Source organism: Novosphingobium profundi, assembly GCF_018491765.1.
In the GTDB taxonomy this organism is placed as follows: Bacteria; Pseudomonadota; Alphaproteobacteria; order Sphingomonadales; family Sphingomonadaceae; genus Novosphingobium; species Novosphingobium profundi.
Map to the genome: position 1 here is coordinate 277,290 of NZ_JABWCU010000001.1, position 24,098 is coordinate 301,387.

20 protein-coding genes are annotated in these 24,098 nt (G+C 65.7%); all 20 read left to right on the forward strand.

Annotated features, from left to right (window positions below; all coding sequences use genetic code 11):
* Nucleotides 1-1,180 precede the first annotated feature (1,180 nt).
* The 20 genes from HT136_RS01370 (at nt 1,181) to HT136_RS01465 (ending at nt 24,075) form a co-directional block, all read left to right on the forward strand.
* Nucleotides 1,181-1,720, forward strand: coding sequence for a hypothetical protein (locus HT136_RS01370; protein ID WP_214196971.1), 540 nt, complete (start codon nt 1,181-1,183; stop codon nt 1,718-1,720).
* The gene (locus tag HT136_RS01375; RefSeq protein WP_214196973.1) at nt 1,717-3,321 is read left to right on the forward strand and encodes a hypothetical protein; all 1,605 of its coding nucleotides are present in this window, start codon (nt 1,717-1,719) and stop codon (nt 3,319-3,321) included. Before HT136_RS01370 ends, HT136_RS01375 begins: the two co-directional genes overlap by 4 nt.
* A 15-nt stretch (nt 3,322-3,336) precedes the next feature.
* Nucleotides 3,337-4,044, forward strand: a complete 708-nt coding sequence (locus HT136_RS01380) for a hypothetical protein (protein ID WP_214196975.1) — start codon at nt 3,337-3,339, stop codon at nt 4,042-4,044.
* A gap of 15 nt (nt 4,045-4,059) precedes the next feature.
* On the forward strand, nt 4,060-4,743 hold the full coding sequence (locus HT136_RS01385; protein ID WP_214196976.1) for a hypothetical protein: 684 nt from the start codon (nt 4,060-4,062) through the stop codon (nt 4,741-4,743).
* A gap of 70 nt (nt 4,744-4,813) precedes the next feature.
* Entirely contained in the window at nt 4,814-6,463 is a 1,650-nt protein-coding gene (locus HT136_RS01390) for a portal protein (protein WP_214196978.1), read from the forward strand.
* Nucleotides 6,464-6,802, forward strand: a complete 339-nt coding sequence (locus tag HT136_RS01395) for a Bbp19 family protein (protein WP_214196980.1) — start codon at nt 6,464-6,466, stop codon at nt 6,800-6,802.
* A complete protein-coding gene (locus HT136_RS01400) occupies nt 6,792-7,811 on the forward strand; it encodes a hypothetical protein (protein WP_214196982.1) in 1,020 nt (339 codons plus the stop codon). The genes HT136_RS01395 and HT136_RS01400 overlap by 11 nt, the downstream gene beginning before the upstream one ends.
* A gap of 253 nt (nt 7,812-8,064) precedes the next feature.
* Nucleotides 8,065-8,982, forward strand: a complete 918-nt coding sequence (locus tag HT136_RS01405) for a phage capsid protein (protein WP_214196984.1) — start codon at nt 8,065-8,067, stop codon at nt 8,980-8,982.
* Nucleotides 8,983-9,050: 68 nt separating this feature from the next.
* Nucleotides 9,051-9,491, forward strand: a complete 441-nt coding sequence (locus HT136_RS01410; protein WP_214196986.1) for a hypothetical protein — start codon at nt 9,051-9,053, stop codon at nt 9,489-9,491.
* A gap of 113 nt (nt 9,492-9,604) precedes the next feature.
* Nucleotides 9,605-9,808, forward strand: coding sequence for a hypothetical protein (locus tag HT136_RS01415; RefSeq protein WP_214196988.1), 204 nt, complete (start codon nt 9,605-9,607; stop codon nt 9,806-9,808).
* A gap of 19 nt (nt 9,809-9,827) precedes the next feature.
* The gene (locus HT136_RS01420; RefSeq protein ID WP_214196989.1) at nt 9,828-10,448 is read left to right on the forward strand and encodes a phage connector family protein; all 621 of its coding nucleotides are present in this window, start codon (nt 9,828-9,830) and stop codon (nt 10,446-10,448) included.
* Nucleotides 10,448-12,709: a phage tail protein gene (locus HT136_RS01425; protein ID WP_214196991.1), complete on the forward strand. Its 2,262-nt coding sequence runs from the start codon at nt 10,448-10,450 to the stop codon at nt 12,707-12,709. Before HT136_RS01420 ends, HT136_RS01425 begins: the two co-directional genes overlap by 1 nt.
* Nucleotides 12,702-13,256, forward strand: coding sequence for a hypothetical protein (locus HT136_RS01430; RefSeq protein WP_214196993.1), 555 nt, complete (start codon nt 12,702-12,704; stop codon nt 13,254-13,256). The genes HT136_RS01425 and HT136_RS01430 overlap by 8 nt, the downstream gene beginning before the upstream one ends.
* Nucleotides 13,243-13,692, forward strand: coding sequence for a hypothetical protein (locus HT136_RS01435; RefSeq protein ID WP_214196994.1), 450 nt, complete (start codon nt 13,243-13,245; stop codon nt 13,690-13,692). Before HT136_RS01430 ends, HT136_RS01435 begins: the two co-directional genes overlap by 14 nt.
* Nucleotides 13,692-15,653 (forward strand): hypothetical protein, encoded by a 1,962-nt coding sequence (locus HT136_RS01440; protein ID WP_214196996.1) that lies wholly within the window; start codon nt 13,692-13,694, stop codon nt 15,651-15,653. Before HT136_RS01435 ends, HT136_RS01440 begins: the two co-directional genes overlap by 1 nt.
* The gene (locus HT136_RS01445) at nt 15,650-18,334 is read left to right on the forward strand and encodes a transglycosylase SLT domain-containing protein (protein ID WP_214196999.1); all 2,685 of its coding nucleotides are present in this window, start codon (nt 15,650-15,652) and stop codon (nt 18,332-18,334) included. Before HT136_RS01440 ends, HT136_RS01445 begins: the two co-directional genes overlap by 4 nt.
* Nucleotides 18,331-20,769, forward strand: coding sequence for a hypothetical protein (locus HT136_RS01450; protein ID WP_214197001.1), 2,439 nt, complete (start codon nt 18,331-18,333; stop codon nt 20,767-20,769). The genes HT136_RS01445 and HT136_RS01450 overlap by 4 nt, the downstream gene beginning before the upstream one ends.
* Nucleotides 20,766-23,486: a hypothetical protein gene (locus HT136_RS01455; RefSeq protein ID WP_214197002.1), complete on the forward strand. Its 2,721-nt coding sequence runs from the start codon at nt 20,766-20,768 to the stop codon at nt 23,484-23,486. The genes HT136_RS01450 and HT136_RS01455 overlap by 4 nt, the downstream gene beginning before the upstream one ends.
* On the forward strand, nt 23,483-23,815 hold the full coding sequence (locus HT136_RS01460; protein ID WP_343222077.1) for a hypothetical protein: 333 nt from the start codon (nt 23,483-23,485) through the stop codon (nt 23,813-23,815). Before HT136_RS01455 ends, HT136_RS01460 begins: the two co-directional genes overlap by 4 nt.
* Nucleotides 23,812-24,075: a DUF7940 domain-containing protein gene (locus tag HT136_RS01465; RefSeq protein WP_214197004.1), complete on the forward strand. Its 264-nt coding sequence runs from the start codon at nt 23,812-23,814 to the stop codon at nt 24,073-24,075. The genes HT136_RS01460 and HT136_RS01465 overlap by 4 nt, the downstream gene beginning before the upstream one ends.
* The last annotated feature ends 23 nt before the right edge of the window (nt 24,076-24,098 follow it).

Here is a 24,098-nt window from a genome sequence, read left to right on the forward strand (position 1 = left end):
TCCTTCTCGCCCCGACCCGCTCGACTTGGCGCGATGCCTTGTCTGGTCGCGTCGGCCTTGCGTGCCTCGACCTGTTACTTGACCCCGGCCCGTTGGCAGTCCAAGACATTGGATGTCCAGTCGGGGTGCTCCAACGGGGCAGGGGACGCGGTTCCAAGCGGAACCGATGCGGAACCGCGCTGGAACTATCAACACATTGAAATTGCGTCGTTTTGCGCCCGGTTCCAGAAGTTCCGGCTTGGCCTCGCGCGTCATGCGCGTGTGCGCGTGTGCGCTCGCACACATGCGCATATACGCGAGGGAATTGGTGGAACTTTGGAACCACTCCTGATTATCTACGTAAATCAGTTAGTTGTTGGTTCCATTTCAGTTCCAGAGCGGTTCCAAGCTGGAACCGGCGTGGCGCGGTCGGCTGTAAATGACGGAAATCTGCCGAAAACGAATAAACTAGGGGGCGGATATTCCGCGCAGCCTGCCCTCGGCCTCGGCCTGGGGGCGCCCAGCACCGTAATTCGGGGGAGGGGCGCGAAAACTTTCGCGCCTGGCGCGGGCGGTGGCGATCGGGCTGCGCCTGGTCGACGTCGGCCGGTCTCGATCGAGCTCGGCCAGGGCGGGCTCGAGGCGCTCCAGGTGGGTGGATCGGGTGCCTTGGCATCCATTGATGTGAATGGCGGTTTTCTGCGGCTTTCGCGCGTCGTGCGCGCTCGTGTTGGAAAGGCGATGTTGGAAGGCATGGCCGAGGGGCGCGGAAATGCGTCGGTTTCATGCATTCGTCGTTGGCCTGTCAGGCTTGTGCGCTGGGTCGGCGCGAGCCGCGATCGCGGTGCCTGGCGCGGTGCCTGGCGCGGTGCCTGGGGGGCCTCCTCGGCCTCCGGCCGCCCCCCCCTTGCCCCCTTCGCGGCGGCGCCGCGTCCGAGCAGGGTCGCGCGCGAGGCATTCCGGATTTCTGACAGGTCGGCCCAATCGGGCCATTCCGATCTCGGATCGATGCCGGCGCAGGGTCGAGGTCGCAAAATGGAATGCGCTGATGCCGGGTCGGGGTTGGGGGTGATTTCGACGCAACCCCGAACGCCAGGCGCGGGTCGGGGGAAGTTGTTCTGCGTGGTTCGGGAGAACCGCGTCGACGGGATGCAGGCTAGGCTGGGAGGCGCAGGTGTCAACTGATCGGAAAAATCCAGCGGTGGAAAGCCTGGAGGATCCCGAGGGCGCCGGTGTGCGCACGGGAATGCGCATGGCGATCGACGAGGCGGGCCCCTTGCTTCCGCTGCGCGACGAGCAGCAGCTTTCGCTGCTGGCCGAGGAAGCGGGAAGCGACCAGGTCAATTTCAATCACGTTGGCCTGGCACGACGCGGTCGTGGCCGCCCGAAGGGTGCGGGCAACAAGCGGCGCGAGGATGTGCGCAGCTACCTGCTGAGCCGCTATGCGCATCCGCTTGAGGTTCTGGCGCAGATGTATTCGCGACCGGTCGACGCGCTTGCGGCAGAGCTTGGCTGTTCGAAAAAGGAGGCGGCCCAAGTCCAGGTGCGCGCAGCGGCCGAGGTGGCTCCCTTCGTCGAAGGTAAGATGCCGGTCACGGTCGACCTGGGCGTGAAGGGTGATTTCAACCTGCTGATCCCCGGCGTGAACCTTTCGGTGGAAGACGCGCGCAGCGTGACCGAGACCGGTGCCATTCCCTTTGCCGAGTACGATGAGCTTGAGGATGGGGAGGACGGCGAATGAGCCTGCAGGTAGGCAAGCCGCGCGAGCTCAAGCCCATTGGGCCGGTTGCCTCTGCCTATGTGGCGTCGCGCGCCGTGGTCAAGGGGATCATGGGGCCGGTGGGATCGGGCAAGACGATCGCGAGTATTCAGGCGTTCATGGAACTGGCGCGGCGCCAGAACTACGTGCTTGACCACAATGGCGTGAAAATCCGCAAGTCTCGCTTCGCGATCATTCGCGACACCTATCCCAACCTTGATCGCAACACGATCCCGTCGTTCCACAAGATCGTCCCGCGCCATGTCGGGAATTTCATCAATTCGAGCCCGCGTATCCACAAGTTCGGGTTCGCGCTGCAGCGCGATGGGCACATTGCCGATACGGCGGCGCCTATCCTCGATTTCTGCCAGGTGGAAGTGGAGTTCCGCGCGATCGGCGACCAGACGGTGCAGGATGCCCTGCGCGGCCTCGAGGTCACGGCCGCGCTCGTCAACGAGGCGGACCGTACGCATCCGGACATCCTGACGTACCTGATCGGGCGTATCGGCCGCTTTGGCGACGACTTCGATCCGGGCCTGGTTGTTGACCCGCAAATCCTGCTCGACCTCAACGGGACCGATGACGAAAACTGGACCTACAAGGTCCTGATCGAAGAGAACCTGGGCCTTGATCCCGCGCTGGCGGACCTTGCGGGCGATCGTCCTCTGGTGGAGTACTTCGAGCAGCCTGAGGCGGTTGACGAATTCGGCAATCCCAATCCACGGGCCGAGAACGTCGATAATCTGCCCAAGAACTACTACGCTCAGCAGTATGCCTTCGCCAAGCGGCGTGGGAACCTGACCTATATCAACCGCATGTTGCGGTCGAAGTACACGCCGGTTTCCGAAGGGCGGACGGTATTTCCTGAGTACATCGACGAGATACATTCGGCGATCTTCGAGGCCATCCCCGGGATCCCGCTGATCGTGATGGCGGATCAGGGGCTGCTGGGGGCGGTGCTGATTGGCCAGGTGGTGAAGGGCCAGTTGCGCATCCTGGAGGAAATCGCCTGCGTCTTCGAGACCGAAGATGACCAGATCGAGGTGGTGCAGCTGGGCGGTGAGACGTTGGGGCGGCAGGTTCGCGATCTGCTGGCGCTGAAGTTTCCGGGCTTCGAGCTGGCGGATGCCATTTGCGATCCGGCCGGCGCGGCCGGTGAGGACGCGATCAACTACAAGAGCTGGCGGCAGGATTTCCAGAAAGGCCTGGGCTTCAAGGTGCGCAAGGCGCGTGTGCCGCGCAATGCGCTGGAGCCGCGTCTGAAGGCGGTGCGTGGGTATCTGAACCGGGTGATCGGGGCCGAGCGAGCGCTGCTGGTGCACAAGCGTTGCACGATGACCCGCAGGGCATTTCGAACGAAGTATTACTACCAGCGGATCGGGAAGGGGGCGGGTGACGGATATTACTCCGACGTGCCCAAGAAGGTGCTGGGCTACGCCGATCTGATGGATGCCCTGCAGTATGGCTGCTTCGAGTTGGACAAGGGCATCGACCTGACCCCGACCGGCCAGGCGAACATTGGCTACAATGGCGGCCCAGCAATCCAGAACGAGAGTGATTTCGACGAGTTTTCGGGCGTTTGACGGGAGTATTATGCGATGACGGGTTTGAAGAAATTTGCGTTGCCGGCCCTTGGGATCGGGCTGGGTGTACTGGCGGCGGGCCCACTTGGCCTGGCGGGTGGAGCGGCGCTGGCCGGTTCGGGTGGAGCGGCCGGCGCTGCCGGTGCAGCGGGCGCGGCGGGGGCCGCCGGTGCGGCCGGTGCGGCCGGGGCTGCTGGTGCCGCTGCCGGTACGACGGCGGCAGCAGCTGGAACGGCGGCTGCCGGGACTGCGGCAGCGGGTACGGCGGCAGCGGGTACGGCGGCAGCGGCCGGTGCACCGATCGTGGTGACGGGAACGGCGGGTGCTGGCGCTGGAGGCGCGGCAGCCGGGGCGGCTGCGGGTGGTGCTGCCGGTACGGCAGGCGCGCTGGGCACGGAACTGGCGGCCAGCGGCTCGTCTGCGCCGGCGCAGACGACTTCGGGCGAAGCCCAGGCCACGACGCCAAAGAAGGGCAGCACTCTCAAGACCGTCGGGACATCGGCGGCCACGACGGCCGCGACGACCGGGGCGAGCCTGCTGCTGGCGCCCGGCCAGGAGGGCTATGCCAATCCCGGCCCGGCCACCCGCGACGAGGCCGAGATTGCCGCGCGGAAGGCGCGCGAGCTGCGCGGCCGCAAGGGATCGGCGGCTGATATCGTGACGGGCGTTCGCGGGGCCGAGGCGGCCGCGTCCAGCCTTGGCAAGTTCGTCCTCGGGAACTGAAGGAGGGTATGAGTTATGTCCGGTAATCCGGAACAGCAGAGCAGCGCAGACGCGCAGGAACTGGCGAAAGTCAAGGATGCGGAACTGAATGCTGATGGCCTGGCACTGATCGCGGCGAAGCTGGAAGAGATGGGCTATCCCGTCGCGGAAGGTGGCGTGATCGCAGAGACCGCGTGCACGGTCCTGGATATGGTCCAGGCGGCCGCGGCCCAGGCCGAGGAGCAGCTGGCCGCGGCGAAGCGCCAGCTTTCCGGGCAGAAGAGCCAGGTGACCAAGGCGCGAAACGCGCATGCGCAAACGCAGGCGGCGCTGGCGGAAGCGCTGGCGCGAGACCCGGAGGCAAAGCTGCGCAAGCTTCCAGGGGATCCGCCGGCCTACAACAAGGACAAGTTTGCTCTGGCTGAGCTGTGCGAGACCATCCAGGGTGCCGACGAGCTCGAGCTCGTGGCCTTCATGGGCGAAGCGGAAGTCGGCGCCATTCCGGCGCTGGCCCTGCGCAAGGGCATGGCGGCGTTCAAGGTGATCGGCGCCGGCCTAGTGCTGGCGATCGACACCTGGCTGGTGACCGGCCCGGCGCAGCTGGACGGATGGGGCCTCTACGCCGACGGCGAGTTGATCTTGTACCGTAAGCGCGCGGCCGGCCAGCTGCAGATCGGCGCTGGGCAATCCTTCAACCTGACCCACGACGTGCTGCTCTGACGCGGCATGTGCCCCGGCGCGGGCGTTCGCGCCGGGGCATTCCCCTTTTCCCAGGCGAGAGTGACGAGAGATGAATGATCGAATTCAGGACGAGGAACTGGTCAAGGCCGATCTGCGCGATCACGATCGCCTCAAGTCGCTGCGCGCGCCGTGGGAGAGTGTGTGGCGCGACGTTGACGATCGCTTCCCGAGCGGGGCTGCCGGTGGGTTCACCAACGCATCGCCGGGATCGCTGCGCAACGAGCGCAATTTCGATCCGACCCACATCACGGCGAAGAACCGTTTCGCGGCGGCCGGCGTGGCAATCACGACGCCGGAGGAAAAGGACTATATCCGGATCCGCTTTGTCGACGACGACCTGATGGCGCTGCGCAGCGTGAAGCTGTGGTGCGAGAAAGCGAGCCGGCGCATGTACGGCATGCGCCATGCCGCGATGACCGGCTTCGGAACATCGGCTAACGAAGACTGGAGCCAGCTGGGCCGCTACGGCACATCGCCGGTTTTCGTCGACGGCAAGCCTGGGCGCGGGTTCATCTACCGCACCTTGCACCTTTCCCAGGTCTACATCGACGTCGACTATGCCGGGATCGTGAACCGGGTGCACCGCTGCTACAAGCGCACGGCCGCGCAGCTGGAAGAGGAATTCGGGCTGGAGGCGCTGACGCCCAAGATGCGCAAGGCGCTGGAACAGCCGGGCAAGGAAAACACCGAATTCGAGATCCTGCACGTGGTGGCGCCCAACCGCGAGTGGGATACGGACAAGCTGGACTGGCGGCGCATGCCGATCGCCTCGCGCTATCTGGCGCTGGACGAGAAGAGCTACCTGCGGCGCAGCGGCTACCATTCGATGCCGATCGCCGTCTCGCGCCATATGACCGAGGCCGAGGACATCTATGGCATGTCACCGGCGATCAACGTCATGCCCACAATCAAGGGCGTGAACGCCATGAAGCGCACCACGTTGCGCGCTGGGCACAAGGCGGTTGATCCCGCGCTGCTGTTCAACAACGACAACGGCATCAATCGCCTGGTCTCGAAGGCTGGCGGCCTGAACCCGGGCATGGTCGATGACCGCGGTATGCCGATGGTTCACCGCATGCCGGGCGGCGAGCAGGGGCTGCCCTATGCAATGGAGATGATCGGGGGCGAGCAGCAGATCATCAAGACCGAGTTCCTGGAGGAATTCTACAAGATCCTGACCGATCCCAATTCGCGCATGACGACGACCGAAGTGCTGGAGGTCATGAGCAAGCAGGGGATCCTGGTGCGGCCTTTTGCGAGCCAGTACCAGACCGAAAAGCAATATCCGATGTCGCAGCGCGAGCTGGACCTGGCGATCCGCCATGGCCAGCTGGACCCGTTCCCGGCCGAAGTGCTGGAAGCGGGCGCCTGGCCGATCATGGAATACGAGAACATGCTGGCCAAGATGGCCCGGGCCGAGAGCACGTCGACGACGCTGCGCTACGTCCAGGCGCTGCCGGTGCTGACCGAGTTCGATCCGCGCGTGCGCCACCGCGTGAATGCCGATGCGATCGCGGTTGGCATGGCAGACGAGATGGGCGTGAAGCCCAGCTACATGCGCAGTGACGAGGAAGTGGCGGCACTGGTTGCAAAAGATCAGCAGCAGCAGGCCCAGGCCGCGCAACTGGCGCAGCTTGAGCAGGCTTCGGGCGCGACGTTGAACCTGGCGAAAGCCAACCAGCTTACCGAGGCTGCTTAAGTGCGCAGCCAGGTAAACCAGTTTCGTGCGCGCGCAGTCTCGCTTTCGCGGGTGTTCAAGGACCTGTTCAAGGCGAGGCTGGTGGCGATGCTGCCGGCGGCCTGGTTCTACCGCTGGCTTTTCGCGGATGGTGAAGGCGGGGTGAACGGGGCGGGTCAGATGGTCCTGGCCGACCTTCGCGACTTTTGCCACGCGAGCGATGCCACGATTTTCGACACCGATCCGCTGGTGATGGCGCGGCGCGAAGGGCGGCGCGAGGTTTTCGTGCGGATCAAGAATTTTCTCAACCTGGACGAAGATGCCGTCCAGCAGCTGATGGAGTTGGACGATGGAGAATAACGGGGCGAGCCAGGGCGGCGAGGGCGCGGGTGCAGGCGGCGCGGAAGGTGCTGGCGGCGCCGTGCCCGGGTTCGGAAGTGCAGCGGACCTGCTGGGCGGCGCGGCGCCGGCCGCTGCGGGGGCTGGCGAAGACTCTGGTGCTGGCGATGTGGGTGGCGAGACCGGTGCCGGCGCGGGCGTAGACCCGGACTGGTGGGGCGGCCTGTCCGACCAGGCGGAGGGTGAAAGCGCGGCAAACCGCGATTACGTGAAGGCGAAAGGCTGGCGCACGCCTGACGACGCGATCAAGAGCTACCGTGAAGCCGAGCGCGCGCTGCGCGACGGCGGGCGCATCAAGGTTCCCGGCGAAGGCGCCACGGCCGAGGAACTGGCGAGCTATCGTACCGCGATCGGTGTTCCCGAGACGGTGGAGGGCTATGCGCTGCCCCATCTACAGGACGGTGATGGCAACGCGGTACCGCTGGACAACACGCTGCTGGGGCGCATCCTGCCGCGCGCGCTGGAGCACGGGATTCCGGCACAGGCCATGAACGGGCTGATCAACGACTTCGTCCAGATGCAGATTGACGAGCAGGTGGGCTTCGACAAGGGCGCGACCGACGCTGCCGGTGCCTGGGTGGCCAGGCAGGGCGCGGAAGGCCAGGCGAAACTGACCGCGATCACCAGCGCGGCGCAGGCGCTGGGGCTGAGTTCGCAGGACCTGATCGCGGTGCGCAACGCAATGGCCCAGTTGCATGGCCCCGAGGCGGGCGTCGGCAAGGTGCTGGACATGTTCACCCGCCTTGGCCAGGGCATGGCGGAAGATACCCTGATCACCGGCGGACAGGGCCGGTTCGGCGTGACCGGGCGTGAAGCCCAGTCGGAGCTCGACGCGATGAAAGCCAAGGCGGGAAGCGATCCCGTGTTCGCCAAGGCGGTACGCACCGAGGGTAGCGCCGAAAACATGCGCTGGAACCGTCTGCAGGACGAGGCGGCCAAGTGGAGGGAGCGCCAGGACCAGGCAGCCTGATCCATCCACAGTTGACACGTAAAGTGGCTTGACACCACGAGTCGCGTAAATCATTTTGCGCGTTGCAAGGCCCGGGAAGGTAAAATCTTTCCGGGACCTGCTTTCAAGACCTGGCCAAGCCTCGATACGCCCCGGGCCCCGTGTGGAAGCACCGCCGATCCCGTGGCGTTAAACGGCAGAGAGGCCGGACGATCCGTCCCCAAGCCCTTCGCAGCAACTCCTATGGTTTTGTTTCGAACGAAGGGCATGGCGTATGTCTGTCGAAAATACTCAACAGCTGAAATATCAGAACAACCTCGAGATGGAGCTGCAGGCACAGACCTGCCCTCTCGAGGCCGCCGTCACCGTCAGCGACGATGCGAGCTCCAGCAAGATCAAGATCAAGGATCTGGTCGGTAACGGCGAGCCGCAGGAAGACGACGAGCGCGAGGGCGACACCAAGTGGCAGCGCACCGATTTCGATGGTGTCTGGATCCCCAAGCGGAATGAGCTCTACTACGCCGAGATCATCGAGAATTCGGACCAGCTGCAGACCTCGATCGGCCTGCAGGGCGCAGCGACCAAGAACGGGACGGGCGTGATCAACCGTTCGAAGACCCGCCGCATCCTGGAAGGTTTCTTCGGCAACCGCATCAGTGGCCAGGACGGTACGACCGTCAACGCCTTCCCGGCCTCGAGCTTCATCGACGTGGACGTGGGCGGTGCGGCCGCGACCGGGATGAACACCGACAAGCTGATCGGTGCGAACACGTTTCTGACCGAGAACTACGTTCCCGACGAGGCCGAGCGCTTCATGATCCTGACCGCGCAGGACAACGCCAAGCTGCTGAAGGAAGTTCCGGCGACGAGTTCGGATTTCAAGGGCGCGTTCGGCGGTACCTTCATGAACGGCAAGATCATGTCGATGCTGGGCTGGACCTTCATCCACCTCGAGCTGGACAATCCGCTGCTGGGTCCGGTTCCCGGCCTGGCGACCGATGCCAACGGCTACCGCCTCAACCCGTTCTGGGTGAAGCCCGGGCTGGTGCTGAACTACTGGCAGCGGCTGCGCGCCGAGGTGGGCAAGATTGCGCAGAAGCGCTTCATGCCCGGCGTTCTGGCCGGCACGACCTGCGCGGCCTCGCGCACGCAGGAAGGCATGACCGGCATCATCCGCAATCTGAAGGACTGATCGCTGTGCGGCGGGGCCAGTGGTCCTGCCGCCTGATCTTCCATTTCGAAATTCGGGAGTAACAACACATGGCAGACCGATATGTGGCACAGCAGGTTGGCGTGGCCGATGGTACCCAGGTTCCCTCCGCCCGGGCCGATGGCCGTCAGGTGGGCGCGCACCGTCGCACGATCCTGGCGAGCAAGGTTACGGGCGTTGCCTGGGCCATCGCCGATCGTGTATTTCTGGGCAAGAAGCGCGTGGGCGAGACGATCGTGGGCATTCGCCTTTGCACCGATACCTCGCTGGGCACCGCGACCGTGGACGTGGGCAACGACAGCACGGCCGACAAGTACGTTGACGGCGCGCTGCTTACCGCGACGAACGTGCCGACCGCACTGGGCCCCAAGGCATCCACCCTCGACGATGGCCCGGCCACCGAAGACGAGGAAATCTGGGCGACGATCGGCGTTGCGGCGATTGCCGCGGCCACCGTTCTGACCTTCGAAATCGAGCTTTGCGGGGCCTGACGGCCCCGTGAGCCTTTGGCGGCCGGGCGCGCAATCCGGCCCGCCATGGGGAGCGCCGCCGCGTCGACACCGATGGCGCTCCCCGATCCTTCTTCATCCCGGAGTATCCACCCATGGCCTTCACCGCATCCTTCACGATCAAGCTGGGCGCCGGCGACAAGGGCGACGTGACCATTGGCGCCGGCGCGGCCGAAGCCGCGAGTGACCAGATGACGCTGAACATCGACGCAACCAAGATGAGCAAGGGCGACGCGCTTTTGCTGGTCGAGAAACTGGGCCACGCGATCAGCGCCGCCGTCTGGCCCGTGAACGCCTGACGGGAGGCGCGCCGGGCCCGTGTCGCACGAAACCGTCATCGCGAACAACGCCCTGATCCATATCGGGGCGGAAAGCCGTATCCTGAGCTTGCAGGACGAAAGTTTCGTGGCGCGGACGCTGCGCGAGGCCTGGCAGTTACAGCGGCGTGCAACGATCCGCGATGGCGACTGGAACTTTGCATCGCGCCGCGCGGGGCTGCCGGCCGAGGCGGGCGTGGACGCGGGCACGATCTATCCCTGGGCGAAGCGGTTCCCGCTACCTGCCGGCGCGCTGCGCCTGATCGAGGTGCTGAGCCGCGAGGTGGGCAGCTGTTACCAGGTCGAGAACAAGGCCGTCCTGGCCAATGTGAGCGGGCCGCTTTACGTGCGCTATGCCGTTGACGTGACCGAGGCGGCGGAGTGGGACGAGAGCTTTGCCGATGCCTTCTCCTGGCGCCTGGCGTGGACCTGCGGCACCAAGATCGCAGGGTCGGCCTTCAGCAAGACGGATGCGCAAAGCGCATACAAGGACGCGCTGAGTGCGGCCAAGCGGCATGACGTACGCGAAAACCCGCCGATCGAGCAGGAAGAGAGCAGCTGGATCGAGGCGCGCTGGGGTGATGACGTCTATGGTGCGCGCCCGGGTTGGGAAATGTCCTGATGGCTGGCTATCGCGTTTCCCAGGTGGCGTTCATCGCCGGCGAGGTTGATCCCCTGCTGGGGGCTCGGATCGACAGTGAGCCCTATCGCTATGGCCTGGAGACCTGCGAGAACTTTGTCCCGGTGAACGAGGGGCCATTAGTCAAACGCCCGGGCTTCGAGATGATCGGCGATGCCGACGATAGTGCAACCTGGCTGGGGGCCTTTCGCTATTCGATCACGCAGGAATACGTGATCGAATGGGGCGAGGAGAAGGCCCGCTTCTACACCAATGGTGCGCAGATTGTGGTGGAAGGAACGGGCGAGCCCTATGAAGTGGCAACACCCTATCCCGCAGACGCGGTTTCGACCCTATCCATCCAGCAGAGCTATGACCGGCTCTACATCGATCACCCCGATTACTGGCCCGGTTCGCTGGTGCGCAGCGATGCGGTGACCTTCGTCCATGAGACGAGCGTCCTGAGCAATGGGCCGTTTCTGGACGAGAACACCGACGAGAACCAGACGGTGACCGTTGCCGGCACGCTGACGCTGGGCGGGGTGGTGACGATTACCGCGAGCGATGATCTGTTCGAGGCCGGTGACGTGGGCGGGCTGTTCCGCATCGAGGCCAAGGATTTTTCCGACATCAAGGCCTGGGACACGGGCGTTGCGAATATTTCGATCGGTGAAATCATGCGTTCGGACGGCAAGGCCTACCAGGCGCTGACGGCGGGCACGACCGGTGCGATCGTGCCGACCCATGACGAGGGGGCCGAGTGGGACGGATCGCAAAAGGGCAAGCCTGACGGCTATGCCGACCAGTACGGGGTCAAGTGGAACTACCTGTACGATCGCTATGGCATCGTGGAAATTACCGGCTTCACCAGCGCAACGGAAGTGACCGGCACGGTGAAGCGCCGCCTGCCGGGCGGGCTGACGAGCGTGGCCAGCTATCACTGGGCGTTCGGGGCGTTCTCGCCAAAGCGTGGCTATCCCTCGATCGTGCTGCATTGGAACGGGCGCCAGATCCACCTGAAGGAATTTGACATCTATGCCAGCGTCGCGGGTGACTTCGGCGCGGGCAAGGTGAACTTCCAGACGCTGGACAGTTCGGGCGTCACGGCGGTGGACCTGGGCTTTCGCCGTACCCTGGCGACCGAGGATCCCGTGCTGTGGGCGACGGCCGATCGCAAGTTGCTGATCGGGACGGCGAGCCGCGAGCTGATGGTGGGTCAGCTCAATACTCAGGAAGCGCTTTCGGGCGAGAACATCCAGTCCGAAGTGCAGAGCTTCTACGGCAGCGAGCAGGTGACGCCCTTGCAGATCGGGATCAGCACGATCTTCGTGGAGCGTGGTGGGCGTCGGTTGCGTGCGGCCGGATATGACCTGGCGACGGATCGCTATGTCCCCAACGACCTGACGGCGGCCGCGCGCAGCGTGACCAAGGGCGGCATCCTGCAGATGGCCTATCAGCGCATCCCCTATGGCTTGGCCTATGCACTGCGTGGCGATGGCCAGTTGGTTGTGCATCCTGATAGCCGAGGCGAGGTAAAGGGCTTCGCGCGCACGGTACTGGGCGGTGGGGCGCAGGCCAAGTCGATCGTTTCGGTGGTGGGCGAGGACGGCAAGACCGACGAGCTGTGGGCGCTGATCGAGCGGACCGGCGGCGATGGGGAAGTGCGCAAGGAGATCTGGCGCCAGATGCCCTGGCGCGAGCTGGGCGATGACCAGGCCGAAAGCTTTTACGTCGACGGCGGTACGCGCTTCGAGGCGACCGCCGGGCAAACCGACTTCACCGGTGCAACGCCCTGGGCGGGCCAGACGATCGTCGCGCTGGCGGGCGGTGCGGTGATCCACAATATCGCGGTGGCGAGCGACGGCAGTTTCAGCCTGCCGGCGGCCCAGGTACCGGACGAGGCCTATACCCTCATTGCGGGCCATCCCTATACCGCGACGGCAACCTTGCTGCGACCGAGCGTCACAACCGACGCCGGGCCGAGCATCGGCCTGCGCTTTCGCATCGTGAAAGTGATGTTCCGCGTCCTGGAGGCATTCGCCCTGAAGGGCGGGCAGCTGGGGCGCCTGCTGGAAAACCTGATCCTGCGCCCGGCGGATACGCCGATGGGGCAACCAGCGGCCCTGCAGTCCGGCGATTTCGGCGCACAGGTTGACGGCTCTATCACGCGCGACGGCCGCCTGCAGCTGGTGAGTGAAGATCCGCTTCCGGCCATCGTCAACGCCGCACTCATGCGGATCGAGATGGATGGCAGCGATGTCTGAGCCGATCACTCTTTCCCGGATGTCGCCCGACGATCTGCTGCGCCTGAAGCGCCAGCCATCGCAGCGGCTGTTCCTGGGCGCCGATGGCACGATCACACCGGCTGAGGCGGAGGCGTTGGCGGCGATGCCCCAGGCCTGGGCGGTGCGGCGCGGCAGCGAGCCGATTGCCTGTTTCGGGGTGAGCGAGCTGTTTGCCGGGCAGCATGGCGTGGCCTGGGCGATGCTGGCGCAAGGCCTGGGTCGCGCGCATTTGCGGCTGACCCGGTTCGTGCGTGAGAAGCTGGCGGCATGTCCGCTGCGCCGGATCGAGACGTTCGTTCGCTGCGTGGACGTGGAAGGCCTGCTGGCGCGATCGCCCGGCCTCGACAGCGGGCACCTGGTTTCGCTGGCGATGCTGGCGCCCACAGCCGAATGCCGCTGGGCGGTGCGCCTGGGCTTCACGCCAGCGCATGTCCTGCGGCGATACGGCGCGGGCGATGAAACCTACATGCTGATGGAGCGGATCCTGCCGCCCTTGCCGTGGGAGACGCGCGATGCAATCGCCTGAAATGGCCATCTCCGGTCGGTTGATCCAGGGCATTGGCGGACTTCGCGCCGGTAACGCGGCGAACCGGCAGGCCCGGGCGCAGGCGCGCGAAGTGGAAAGCGCAGCGGCGGCGCAGGAGCTGCGCGTGCGGCACCAGGCGCGCAAGGCGATGGGCGAGCAGGTCGCGCAGTCATTCGCGAACGGCATGCAGGGCGGATCCGGTTCGGCGCTGGATGCGCTGACGGAAAGCCAGATCAATGCCGAGCTCGACGCGATGACGCTGCGGCGCGAAGCTGCGGCGAAGGCCAGCGCTATTCGCACCGAAGGCCGCAATGCGCGGTCGCAGGGGCAGTGGTCGCTGTTGGAGGGCGTGTTCGGAGCGGGCAGCGCATTGGCGGGGATGCGTGACGACTGGGCCCAGGCACGGCGCGGCACGACTGCGGGCAGAGTAGCCTGATGGCCGGTTACGAAAGCCGTATCCTGCCGCAGGCGGCGCAGGTTGCGCCGGCTCCGAATGCCGAGGCGTTCGGTGCGGGGTTTGGCAGGCAGCTGGCGCAGGCCGGCGATGAGGCGCATCGGCGCGAGTTGCGTGCGTACCAGCTGGATCGCCAGCAGGTGGCTGACCAGGAGACGAGCGACTTTGCGCATCGCTTCGCCCTACACCGCCAGAACATGGACGGGATCGTGGAGCAGCTGCGGACGAACCCGACCCGTCCCGATTATGGTGAGCACGTGCAGCAGGCCGAGCAGGCCGACCAGGCCGCACGCGATGGCCTGCTTTCGGGGATCACGGAAGAGGGCGTGCGGCGGCGCGCCGAGCAGCAGCTGGACGAATACCGCGTGCGCCTGGCGGGGCAGGAGAGCGAGTTCGCGGCGGGCCAGCGCGTGGCGAAAGTGCGAAGCGATGCCCAGCAGACGCAGGACCTGGCGGCGAACCGGGTGCGGCGCGTGGGCGATGCCCAGACCTGGACGGGCGAACTGGGCGACTGGTACGGCTATGTCGATGGTTTGCAGGGCCTGACGCCGGCGCAGAAACAGAACCTGGCGCGCGAGGGCGAGCAGCGTTTGACGATCGCCTACATCGGCCATTTGAACGACACCAACCCGGCCGGGGCGTTGCAACTGCTGGACAAGGGGGTGTTCGACGAGTTCCTAGGCCCCGAGCAGGTCGAGCAGCTGCGCAATGGCTCTGAGGTCGAGATCCGGCGGGCGGATGCGGCGGCCGAGCATGCCGCCAACGTGCAGAAGGCAGCCGCGCGCGAAGAGATCTCCACCCTCAAGGAAAAGGCATCGCAGGGGATCGACGTTTCGGGGCAGATCCCCCAGGCGATCGCTGCGGCCCAGGCGATGGGCGATACCTCCACCGCTGCCGAGCTACAGGGCCTGGCGCGCGATAGCGAGTTCGCGCGCACCTGGGGGGCGATGCCGCCGTTGGCGCGCGAGCAGCGCTTGCTGGCCCTGAAGGGAAAGCCGGCGGGGCAGCGCAGCGAGAACGAGCAGGCCGAGCTGAAGTGGCTGACCGACAAGAAAGGATCGCTGGATAGCCAGTTCAACAACGATCCGGTGGCGTTCGCGGCGGCGAGCGCACCCGACGGCATGGCGCCGCCGGCGATTGCCGACTGGTCCCCGGCGGAACTGCAGGCGCGCGAGACATGGATGCGCAAGGCAGTTGGCGCCTATGGCAGCATGAAGCCGCTGAGCGGTGCCGAGGCGCAGGCGCTGGGTGAGCAGGCGCAGACCGACAAGGGTTATCGCGAGGTGCTGGGCTCGCTGCACGCCGGCTTTTCCGGGCGGACGGCGATGCAGGCTGTGCGCCAGGCACTGCCTAAGGATGATTTCGCAGCGGCGGTCGTTCCGCTTGATCCCATCGCCCAGCGGCAGGCGCTGGATGGAAAGGCGGCGCGGAAGGCGAACGGCGCCATCCTGAAGCCCGTGGACGATGACGAGAAGGAGCAGATTGCTGGCCTGCGGTCCGGCTTTGCGCGGATGATGCGCAACATGCCGTCGGCCCAGAAAAACGGGATCATGGAGGTTGCCGAGAGCATCGCCGCGCGCGGACTGGAGCTTCGCGGTGAGTTGAGCGAGCAGATGACTGGCGGCATGCTGGCACGCGCGCTGGACGTGGCGCTGGGGTCGACCGGAGAGGGTGCCGAGAAGCGTGGCGGCGTGGGCTGGTGGGCGGGGCGGATGTATCTGCTCCCCGGAGGGGTGCGGCAGCGTGATTTCGATGGCGCGGTGAGCCGCTACCTGAGCGGGAAGAGTGGGGCCAAGCCGGTCAATCCGGACGGGAGCCCGGCGAACCTGCGCAATGCGACGCCGGTGGCGATCGGTGGCAACCGCTACCAGTGGTTCGTTGGTGATCGCCAGATCATGAACGATCAGGGCAAACCGTTCACGCTTGGGGTCGACCCACGATGAGCGTTGCCGACACTTTCGAATTCGATGCGGCGCGCGCCAACCCGCAGGGGCAGGCAGACACGCGGCCCCCGGTGGCGTGGAGCGATTTCGACTGGGACGCGACGAAAGCCTCGGCCGCGCAGGCCTGGTGGGACGTGCCAGGTCGCGCGCAGGAAACGCGCAACGCCGATATCCTGACGGCTGCGGCGGCGATGACCGAACTGAATGGTCAGTCGATGAGCCGGTATCAGTTCATTCCCCGTGGTGAGCCGGTGGGTGTGCCGCGCGCGAACGAAGCTCAGTTCTGGCGCGACCTGGCCGAACTTCGGCGCATGCGTCCTGATGCGTTGACGGACTTCGCCCGTGATCGCGCCGACTATGATGCGAAGCTGCAGAAGCGGTTTCAGACGGGCACCGCCGATCGCGGAGCGCGCATGGCGCGGCAGGGGTGGCTGGGCAACCTGGCGGGCGGCCTGGTGGGGGCCTTCAGTGATCCGATCAACGTGGCGACCCTGCCCCTGGGCGGGTTCGGAAAGTCGGCCGCGATGAAGATCCTGAGTGAGGGCGCCGTGCAGGCAGGCGTGCAAACGCTGGAGACGCCGTTGCTCGCCCTCGAGCGTGGACAGCAAGGCGGCGAACTGACCGCGCGCGAGGCCGCCTGGTACATCGGACTTGCCGGAGCGGGCGGCGCGGGGCTCAAAGGGCTTGGTATCGCGGGAGGCAAGGCAATCGACGCCATCCCGATGGAAGCCAAGGCCGCGCTGGCCTTGCGCTTCGCCAAGCCGCGCGAGGCGATCACGCCCGACGAGGCGGCTGCGCTGCATGTCCTGGATCGCGGCCTTGACGTGGATGCCCGCAACCCGTTCGTGCGCAGCCTGGAGAACCTGGAAGCGCACGCGCAGCGGATCGACGACACGATTTCCGCTATGGCGCGCTGGCCCGAGCCAGCCCGGGTGGCTGCCATGCCTCCCGCCCGCGCGCTGATGCCCGCCGGTCTGCAGCCTGACTTCGATACGGCCTGGCGCGCGGTGCTGGGCATCGAGGGCGGCACCAACCGGGATGGATCGTTCCGGACTTCGCCTGCCGGCGCGATCGGGCCCGCGCAAGTGATGCCGGCGACAGCGCCCGAGGCCGCGCGCCTTGCTGGGCTGGAATGGAGCGATGCGAAGTATCGCAGCGATCCGGCCTACAACGAGGCGCTGGGCCAGGCGTACTATCGCGAGATGCTGCGCCAGTTCGACGGCGACCCGGTCAAGGCGGCGGCTGCTTACAATGCAGGGCCGGGCAGCGCGCGGCGCGGAACCGGTGTGCGCGGCGCCATGGCGCGCGCACGGCGTGCGGGTGTACCGGGCGAATGGGCGAGCTTCCTGCCGGCCGAGACGCGCGCCTACGTTGCCAATTTCCAGCGGCGGACCGGGATGGCCGGCGATGCGCGGATCGATGCGCCGGCGTTTGACGAAGCCGGCTTGCCGGCGCGGCCCGAGGCGCTGGATGCGCAGAGGCCGGCCGTCGAGATGCCCGAGCTCGACCGAGCGCAGTTCCGCAGCGAGGCGGAGTGGCGCCGGACACAAGGCGAGCTGGATGCCGAGGCGCTGGGTGGAGATCCGCTTGCCTCCCGGACGTCGACCTGGATCGAAGCGCGCGATCAGCTGATCGCCGATCAGGGCGGCGAGGTGAAGGGCGCACTGTTTCATCCCGAAGTGGGCGCGATCGACGTGAAGTGGGGTGTGCCGGGAACCGGTAAGAGCGATGGTTTCGGCCTGTCCAAGCTGGTGAAGTTCCATCCCGAGGTGCTGGAGGACCTGCCGCGCCTGCTGGACGAAATGGAGGTGAACCCGGAGCGCAGCGGCAACAACCGCATCACGCTGGAGAGCGCCGACCACAAGGCCATCGTGCGCCTGGATTGGGAGGGCAAGGATCAGCGTTGGCTGCTGACTGCGTTTCGAAGGGAGGAAAAGGCCCCGTCGAACCTGACTACCCGCCGTGGTTCGAATGATGCGCCAGACGGCCGGTCTACCGACGCCGGGGCCGAGGCCAATATAGATCCGGTGCTTGCGCATGTCGAGCGTGAACGCGCGCGTGTGCTGGAGCTGCGGCAGGAGCGCCAGCGGTTGATGCCCGATGGCGCCGATGCGGACAGCGCCAATGCAGCCTATCGCAAGCGCGCGGGCGAGATCGGCCTCGATCCGCTGAGTGAGGCCGACATCACGGCGCGGCTGCGTGAACTGGGCACGATGGAAGCCGGTGCGCGCGAACGCATCGAGATCGGCCGTGCGCGTGAGCGGGCAGGATCGCCGGCGCATGCCGACGAGATGGAGGCCGAAGGGCTTGCCGGGCCGGTGGTGCACGATGCCGAGGCTGGCGCGGCGTTCGATGATCCGCGCGGGCAGGGTGTGGCGCAGGCCGCCGATACGGTGTGGCACGACATTCAGGCCGGGCAGGACATGGTGCGCGAGAGCGAGGCCGCGATCGACGAGCTGGATGCCGCGCTGCGCGAGATCGATCCCAAAGCGGTGGAACAGTCGAACCGCGAGTTGGAGCAGGCGGCGCGCGGCATGCCCGAGCAACTGAGTTTCGATCTGGGCGACGGGAAAGGTGAGCGCACGCTGGCCGACATCGAGGCGGAGCTGCGCGCCGACGAGGATGCGATATCCACGATCGAGAGCTGCCTGCGTCCCGGACCGATGGGAGGTGGGGCATGAGTATCTCTGTTTGCGTGGCGGGGCTGATCGCGGAAGGGAAGATCCCGCAGGGGCAAGCGGCCGAAGCCGATCGTCTTTATGGGCGGCACCTTTCCGGGCTGCAGCGCGACATGCCGATGATGGCGGCGGCTTCGCTGGCAAGCGAACGCACGATCGCCAGCCTGAAGGCGCAGCTTAATCGCAAGAAGTACATCGCCGGCCTGGCTGTGCAGACGCGGACCCGGATCCTGGCCGATATGGCAAGCTTCGATGGTGGCGGCCAGGCAGGGGCGCCGATCGATCCGCGCGCGGGGCCGGCCTTCCTGGCGGCGAGCGATCGCGCGCGCTATTCGAATGTGGATGGCCGGATGCGGGCCATTCGCGGCCGTTCGCATGGCCTGATGAACGAGATCCTGGCGCGCCATTCGGCGAACCTGCTGGGGCGGGTTCGCAAGCCGGCGGAACTGGCCGAGCTGGTGCGCGAGCTGTTCAAGCCGGGATCCTCGAGCAGCCTGGCCGCGCGCGAGATGGCCGATGCCTGGCGCCAGACGGCGGAGATGCTGCGCCAGCGCTTCAATGCGGCGGGCGGCGACATCGGCAAGCTGGAAGACTGGGGCCTGCCCCAGTACCACGATCCGCGCCTGGTGCGCGAAGCGGGCTTCGATGCCTGGCGCGCAGCGATCGCCGATCGGCTTGACCGGGGACGGATCCTGGACGTGGAGACCGGGCGCCCGCTGAACGATGACGAATTCGAGGCGATGCTTCGCGAGACGTTCGACCGGATCCGATCTGACGGGTGGAGCAAGCGTGACCCGGGCGTGCAGGGGCAATCGATCCTGGCGAACCGCCGGGCGGAGAGCCGCTTCCTGGTATTCAAGGGCGCGGACGACTGGATGGAATACCAGTCCCGGTTCGGGGCGGCGACGGCGTTCGATGCGATGATGGGGCACATCGATGGCATGGCGCGTGACATCGCCATGCTGGAGATCCTGGGGCCGAACCCCAGTGCGACGCTGGGCTGGCTGAAAGACGTGATCACCAAGTCGGCGGCCGAGGATGGCGCGGCCAGCAGCAAGGCGCCCGATGCGGCCTATCGGGCCACGCGGCAAATGGACCGGCTGATCAACGAGATCACGGGAGCGAGCCAGCGTCCGGAGAACCGCGAGCTGGCCTTAGTATTTTCGACAATCCGGAGCCTGCAGACGGCCGCGAAGCTGGGTGGGGCGATGCTTTCGGCCGTCACGGACCTGGCCTTTGGTGCGACGACACGGGCATTCAACGGTCTGCCCGTGGTGCGCATGCTGGGCGATTACGTGAAGCTGTTTCGACCCGGCTCGATCGAGGACCAGAAGCTGGCCGTTCGCCTGGGACTGATCGCGGACGAGTGGAGCCAGCGCACCGCCGCGCAGGGGCGATATCTGGGTGAAGAACTGACCGGAGAGGTATCGCGCCGTCTGGCCGAAGGCGTCCTTCGTGTTTCAGGTCTCTCCAGATGGACGCAGGCGGGCCGCTGGGCGCATGGAATGCAGTTGATGGGGGCGTTGACCGATGCGCGCGGCAAACGCTTCAGCGAGCTCGACAAGGGATTTTCGGCGATGCTCGAGCGTTACGGCATCGGCTCGGACGCGTGGGATGCCATTCGCAAGACGCCGGTGGAGAGCGATCGCGGGGTGGACTGGATTTTCCCGCAGAACGTGGAGGATCGCGCGCTGGGGGATCGCCTGCTGGAGATGGCGGCGCGCGAGGCTGATTTCGCGGTGCCCACTCCGGACGTTGCGACGCGCGCGACAATCAGTTCGGTGGCGCCGCGCGGTACCTGGCATGGCGAGATCATCAAGAGCGCGTTCCTGTTCAAGTCATTCGGAATCTCGCTGATGCTTCAGCATGGCGCCCGAACGATGCAGCTGGCGGGCGCGCAGCGCCTGAAATACGCCGGCGGCCTGCTGATCGGCACGACGGCGATGGGTGCGCTTGCCATGTGGCTGAAGGACGTGGCTGCGGGGCGCGATCCGCGCGCCGCCTTTGAGGATGGCCGACCGGACGCCAGCTTCTGGAGCCAGGCCATCATCCAGGGTGGGGGCTTCGGCATTTTCGGGGACTTCGTAAAGTCGACCGAAAGTCGCGCCGGTGGTGGGTTGGCTGGAACAGTTGCCGGTCCTGTCTTGGGCGATTTCGCCTCCCTCGCGAATATCTATTGGTCCAAGAACCACGCCAGCGCGGCCCTGAAGTTCGCGCGATCGCAGATCCCCGGCGGCACGCTTTGGTATCTGCGCACCGCGTTCGACCGCGCCGTGGCGGACCAGATCCAGGAAGAGATCGATCCCCACTACCGGCAGGCCTGGCGCCGCATGGACAAGTGGGCCGATGAGCAGGGCACCGATTACTGGTGGGCGCCGGGTGATGCGCAGCCCGATCGCGCGCCTGAATTTTCCAACATCGCAGGAGACGGCCGATGACCGTGCCAGTCAAGGTTCCGCAGGCGCAGTATGACGAAGATGGTGTGACGCTGACCTTCGCGACGCGATTTCGCTATCTCGACCCTTCGGATCTGGAGGTGGCGCGTGTCGAGGACGGTTCGACGACGGTGCTGGCGCCGGAAACCGAATGGACGGCATCGGACGGCGACAGCGTTGATGGCGGTAGCGTGACGCTGAAGGCGACGATTTCGGGGAAACGTCTTCGCATCCGGCGGGTCACGCCCATGCGCCAGTCGACCGATTACCTGGACGACGATCGGTTCCCGGCGGAAAGCCATGAGCGTGCGCTGGATCGGCTGACGCTGATCGCGCAAGAGCGCGACATGCTGCTGTCAGACCTGGGCACAAAGGCGGTGCGGGTCCCCGAGGGCGAAAGCATCGTGACAGTTCCGACGGTGGCGGATCGCAAGGGTAAGGTGTTTACCTGGGACCCGGCCACCGGTGCGCCACAGGTGACTAGCATCGGAAATGTCTATGATGGCACGCAAGCCATCGTCGCCGAGACCCGCACGATCATGGCGGGGCTTTCCGGCATGAGCGAAGGGCAGAGTGTCATGCTGGGCGAGGAAGGCCGCAAGGGGCTATTCCTCTGGTCGTCCGGGGACCGCAGTTCGCTCGTCGACCTGGACGCGCAGCAGGGTAACGTAGTCGCTCCGGCGACCGACACTACAGGCGCGAATGGTGCGTGGCTGCGCGCCTATACCGATGCGGTTGACGTGGACGCCTTCGGTGCGAAGTCTGGCAGCGTATCATCGGGTTTCGACAGTCGCGCCGCCATTCAGGGCGCCTTCGACTGGTCGGCTTCTTCGGGCGTGCCCCGGACCTCGAGGATCAGCCTGACGCAGTCCGATTACTTCATTTCCCAGAATGACGCCTATCCCGGCGTTGCGCCCAAGCCTTGCATCATTCCTTATCCGGGCTTCAAGGAATTGAACGGCAACGGCGCGACGCTGCACATCAAGGAAGGCTACAAGGGCCTGCGGTACGTGGGTACCGAGTTCGGGTTGCAGACCGACTATGCGGTGACGGCCGACGTTGCCTACGGATCGTATGAGGTCACAGTTGCGGATGCGACCGGGCTGCAAATCGGGACGAAGGGCTGGATCCAGCTTGGGGACATGCTCCTTTCCACAGGCGACACGGCCGAGCCCGAATGGATCGACTACGTTCGGATCGTGGACATCACGGGAAACGTCCTGCGCTTCAACAAGCCGATCAACTACAATTTCATCCAGTCCGATGCCAATAACGACACCAACTTCTTCTTTCGGGTGGTGCCGACCTTCGAAGATATCACGATCCGCGATATCCACTTTCGGCCCGAGACATCGACGCTCAATCAGGCGATGCGCCTGGTCTACTCCGCTGGCGGGCGCTTCATCAACCTGACGTCGAAGAACATCTCCAACCCTTTCACCTTGCAGTATGCGATCAACCCCGAGTTCGTGGGCGGCCGGGTGGAATACACCCAGGTCCAGAATGTCACGGGCGATGGCCGGGGGCTGAACTTGCTGGAAGCCCGGGGTGGCCTGGTGCGCAATATGGAGTTCGTCGGCTGCTATGCGGGGCTTGGCGGTGAGGGGCGTGCCCAGATCATCACGGAGAACTGCACGTTCGTTGTGCCCTGGACGCGGGATGAACTGCGTGCACTGCAGGCGGCGGCCGGGGCGACACAGGGGCAATTCCTTGTCGACGGCGCCGATCCGGGAGGATCGACGGTCCACCGGAACATGACCATTCGTGGCAAATCAGGCTGGATCCTGGGTACCGCGCCGGGTGGGGCGGCGACGCCATCAAAGTACATGGGCGATTTCACCGTGTGTGGGCTGGACGCAGCCTATGCCGGAACGCCCCGCCAGATCCGCATGTGGCAGGTCCGCGACTGGATCCGCTTGCCTGACACAAGTGGTGGCCAGGTGGTGGAGCATTACGACATCAACAACGCGGCGTGGTATGAATATGACTTCCCGTTGGCCGATGGACTGACCGAGGATGTTGCGCTTCCTGCCGGCGTCCTGGTTGACGCCGAGGTGTTGGTGCCGGCCGGAGTGACGATCGGGGCGACCGGCACGGAGCAGATCACCAATATCTTCCTCGGCCGCGGCGCTGGGGCAACCAACATCCCTTATAATTTCCGGACGTTCACCGGGATTACGCCAGGGTCCTGGTGTGCCTTTCGGATCGCGCAGGGGAATACCGCCGACAACACGCGCGACTTCTGGGAGATGCGCACGACCTATCTCAAGTGGCGCATCGTGACGCTGGCAGCGGGTGGGCTGACGCCCGACAAGGTGCTCAAGCTCAGGGCAAAGGTGGCCTTGCGCCAGCAGGTGAATTTGGGCGGGGACAATACGAGCCCGGATCACCTCGTGCGGGTGGCCACGGCCGCGACGAAATACACCCGGCCCGGCAACGTGGTTGCGATGACGTATTCGCAGACCATCGACATCGCCAACGTCGCCGCTGGCGGGTCGGTGACTGTCACGGTCACGATGCCGGGCGCGATCGTGGGCTCTACGGCGATCACGGCGTTCAACAAGACCGGGGGATTAGGCGGCTTGATCGTGGCCGATGCATACTGTGATGCCGCTGGCGCGGGGAAGGTGGTGCTTACCAACCCGACTGCGGCGGCTATCGATCCGGCTTCGGCCACGTGCCTCGTCAGCTATCAGATCCTGCGGCGGGCACTGGCGTGAGCGAGGGTGGAACGATCCAGATGCGCCGAGCGGCCGAGCAGGCGGCAGAGGCAGTTATCGCGCGCTTTACGGCTGAGCACCCCGAACTGCGGAGGCAGGAAATTCCCCCAAGTCTCAAGTGGGCCGCTGGCGTCGTCTCGGCCCTTCTTACTGCCGGCATCTCCGCTCTGGCCTTCTGGTTGGTCTCCACGGTCAACGACATGCAGATGACCCTGGCCCGCATGGATGAGCGGATGGTGAGCCAGTCAGACAACCAGAGCAGCCAGTTCGAAGAGATCAACCGGCGCCTCAACAAGCTCGAGGCTTTTCACGCGGCAGGAGCCAAATGATGAACTTTTTCCGTATTCATCTGGTCGAGGACTGGCGCAACTCGTGGCGCTGGGCATCGGTGCGGCTGAGTTGGTTGGCCGGGGTGCTGGCCTTCGCGCTGATGAACATGCCGGCGCGCGACATCATGGCGATCGCGGACATGATCCCGCCCCAGTGGCGCCCATTCGCGCGCCTGGTGCTCTCACTTTTGATCGCTGGCGCGCCGCACCTGGCGCGGATTGTCAAGAAATCTGGGAAGGGGGATAAGCGCTGTGGCTGAAAGCAGCAAAAGGAGCGGCCTTC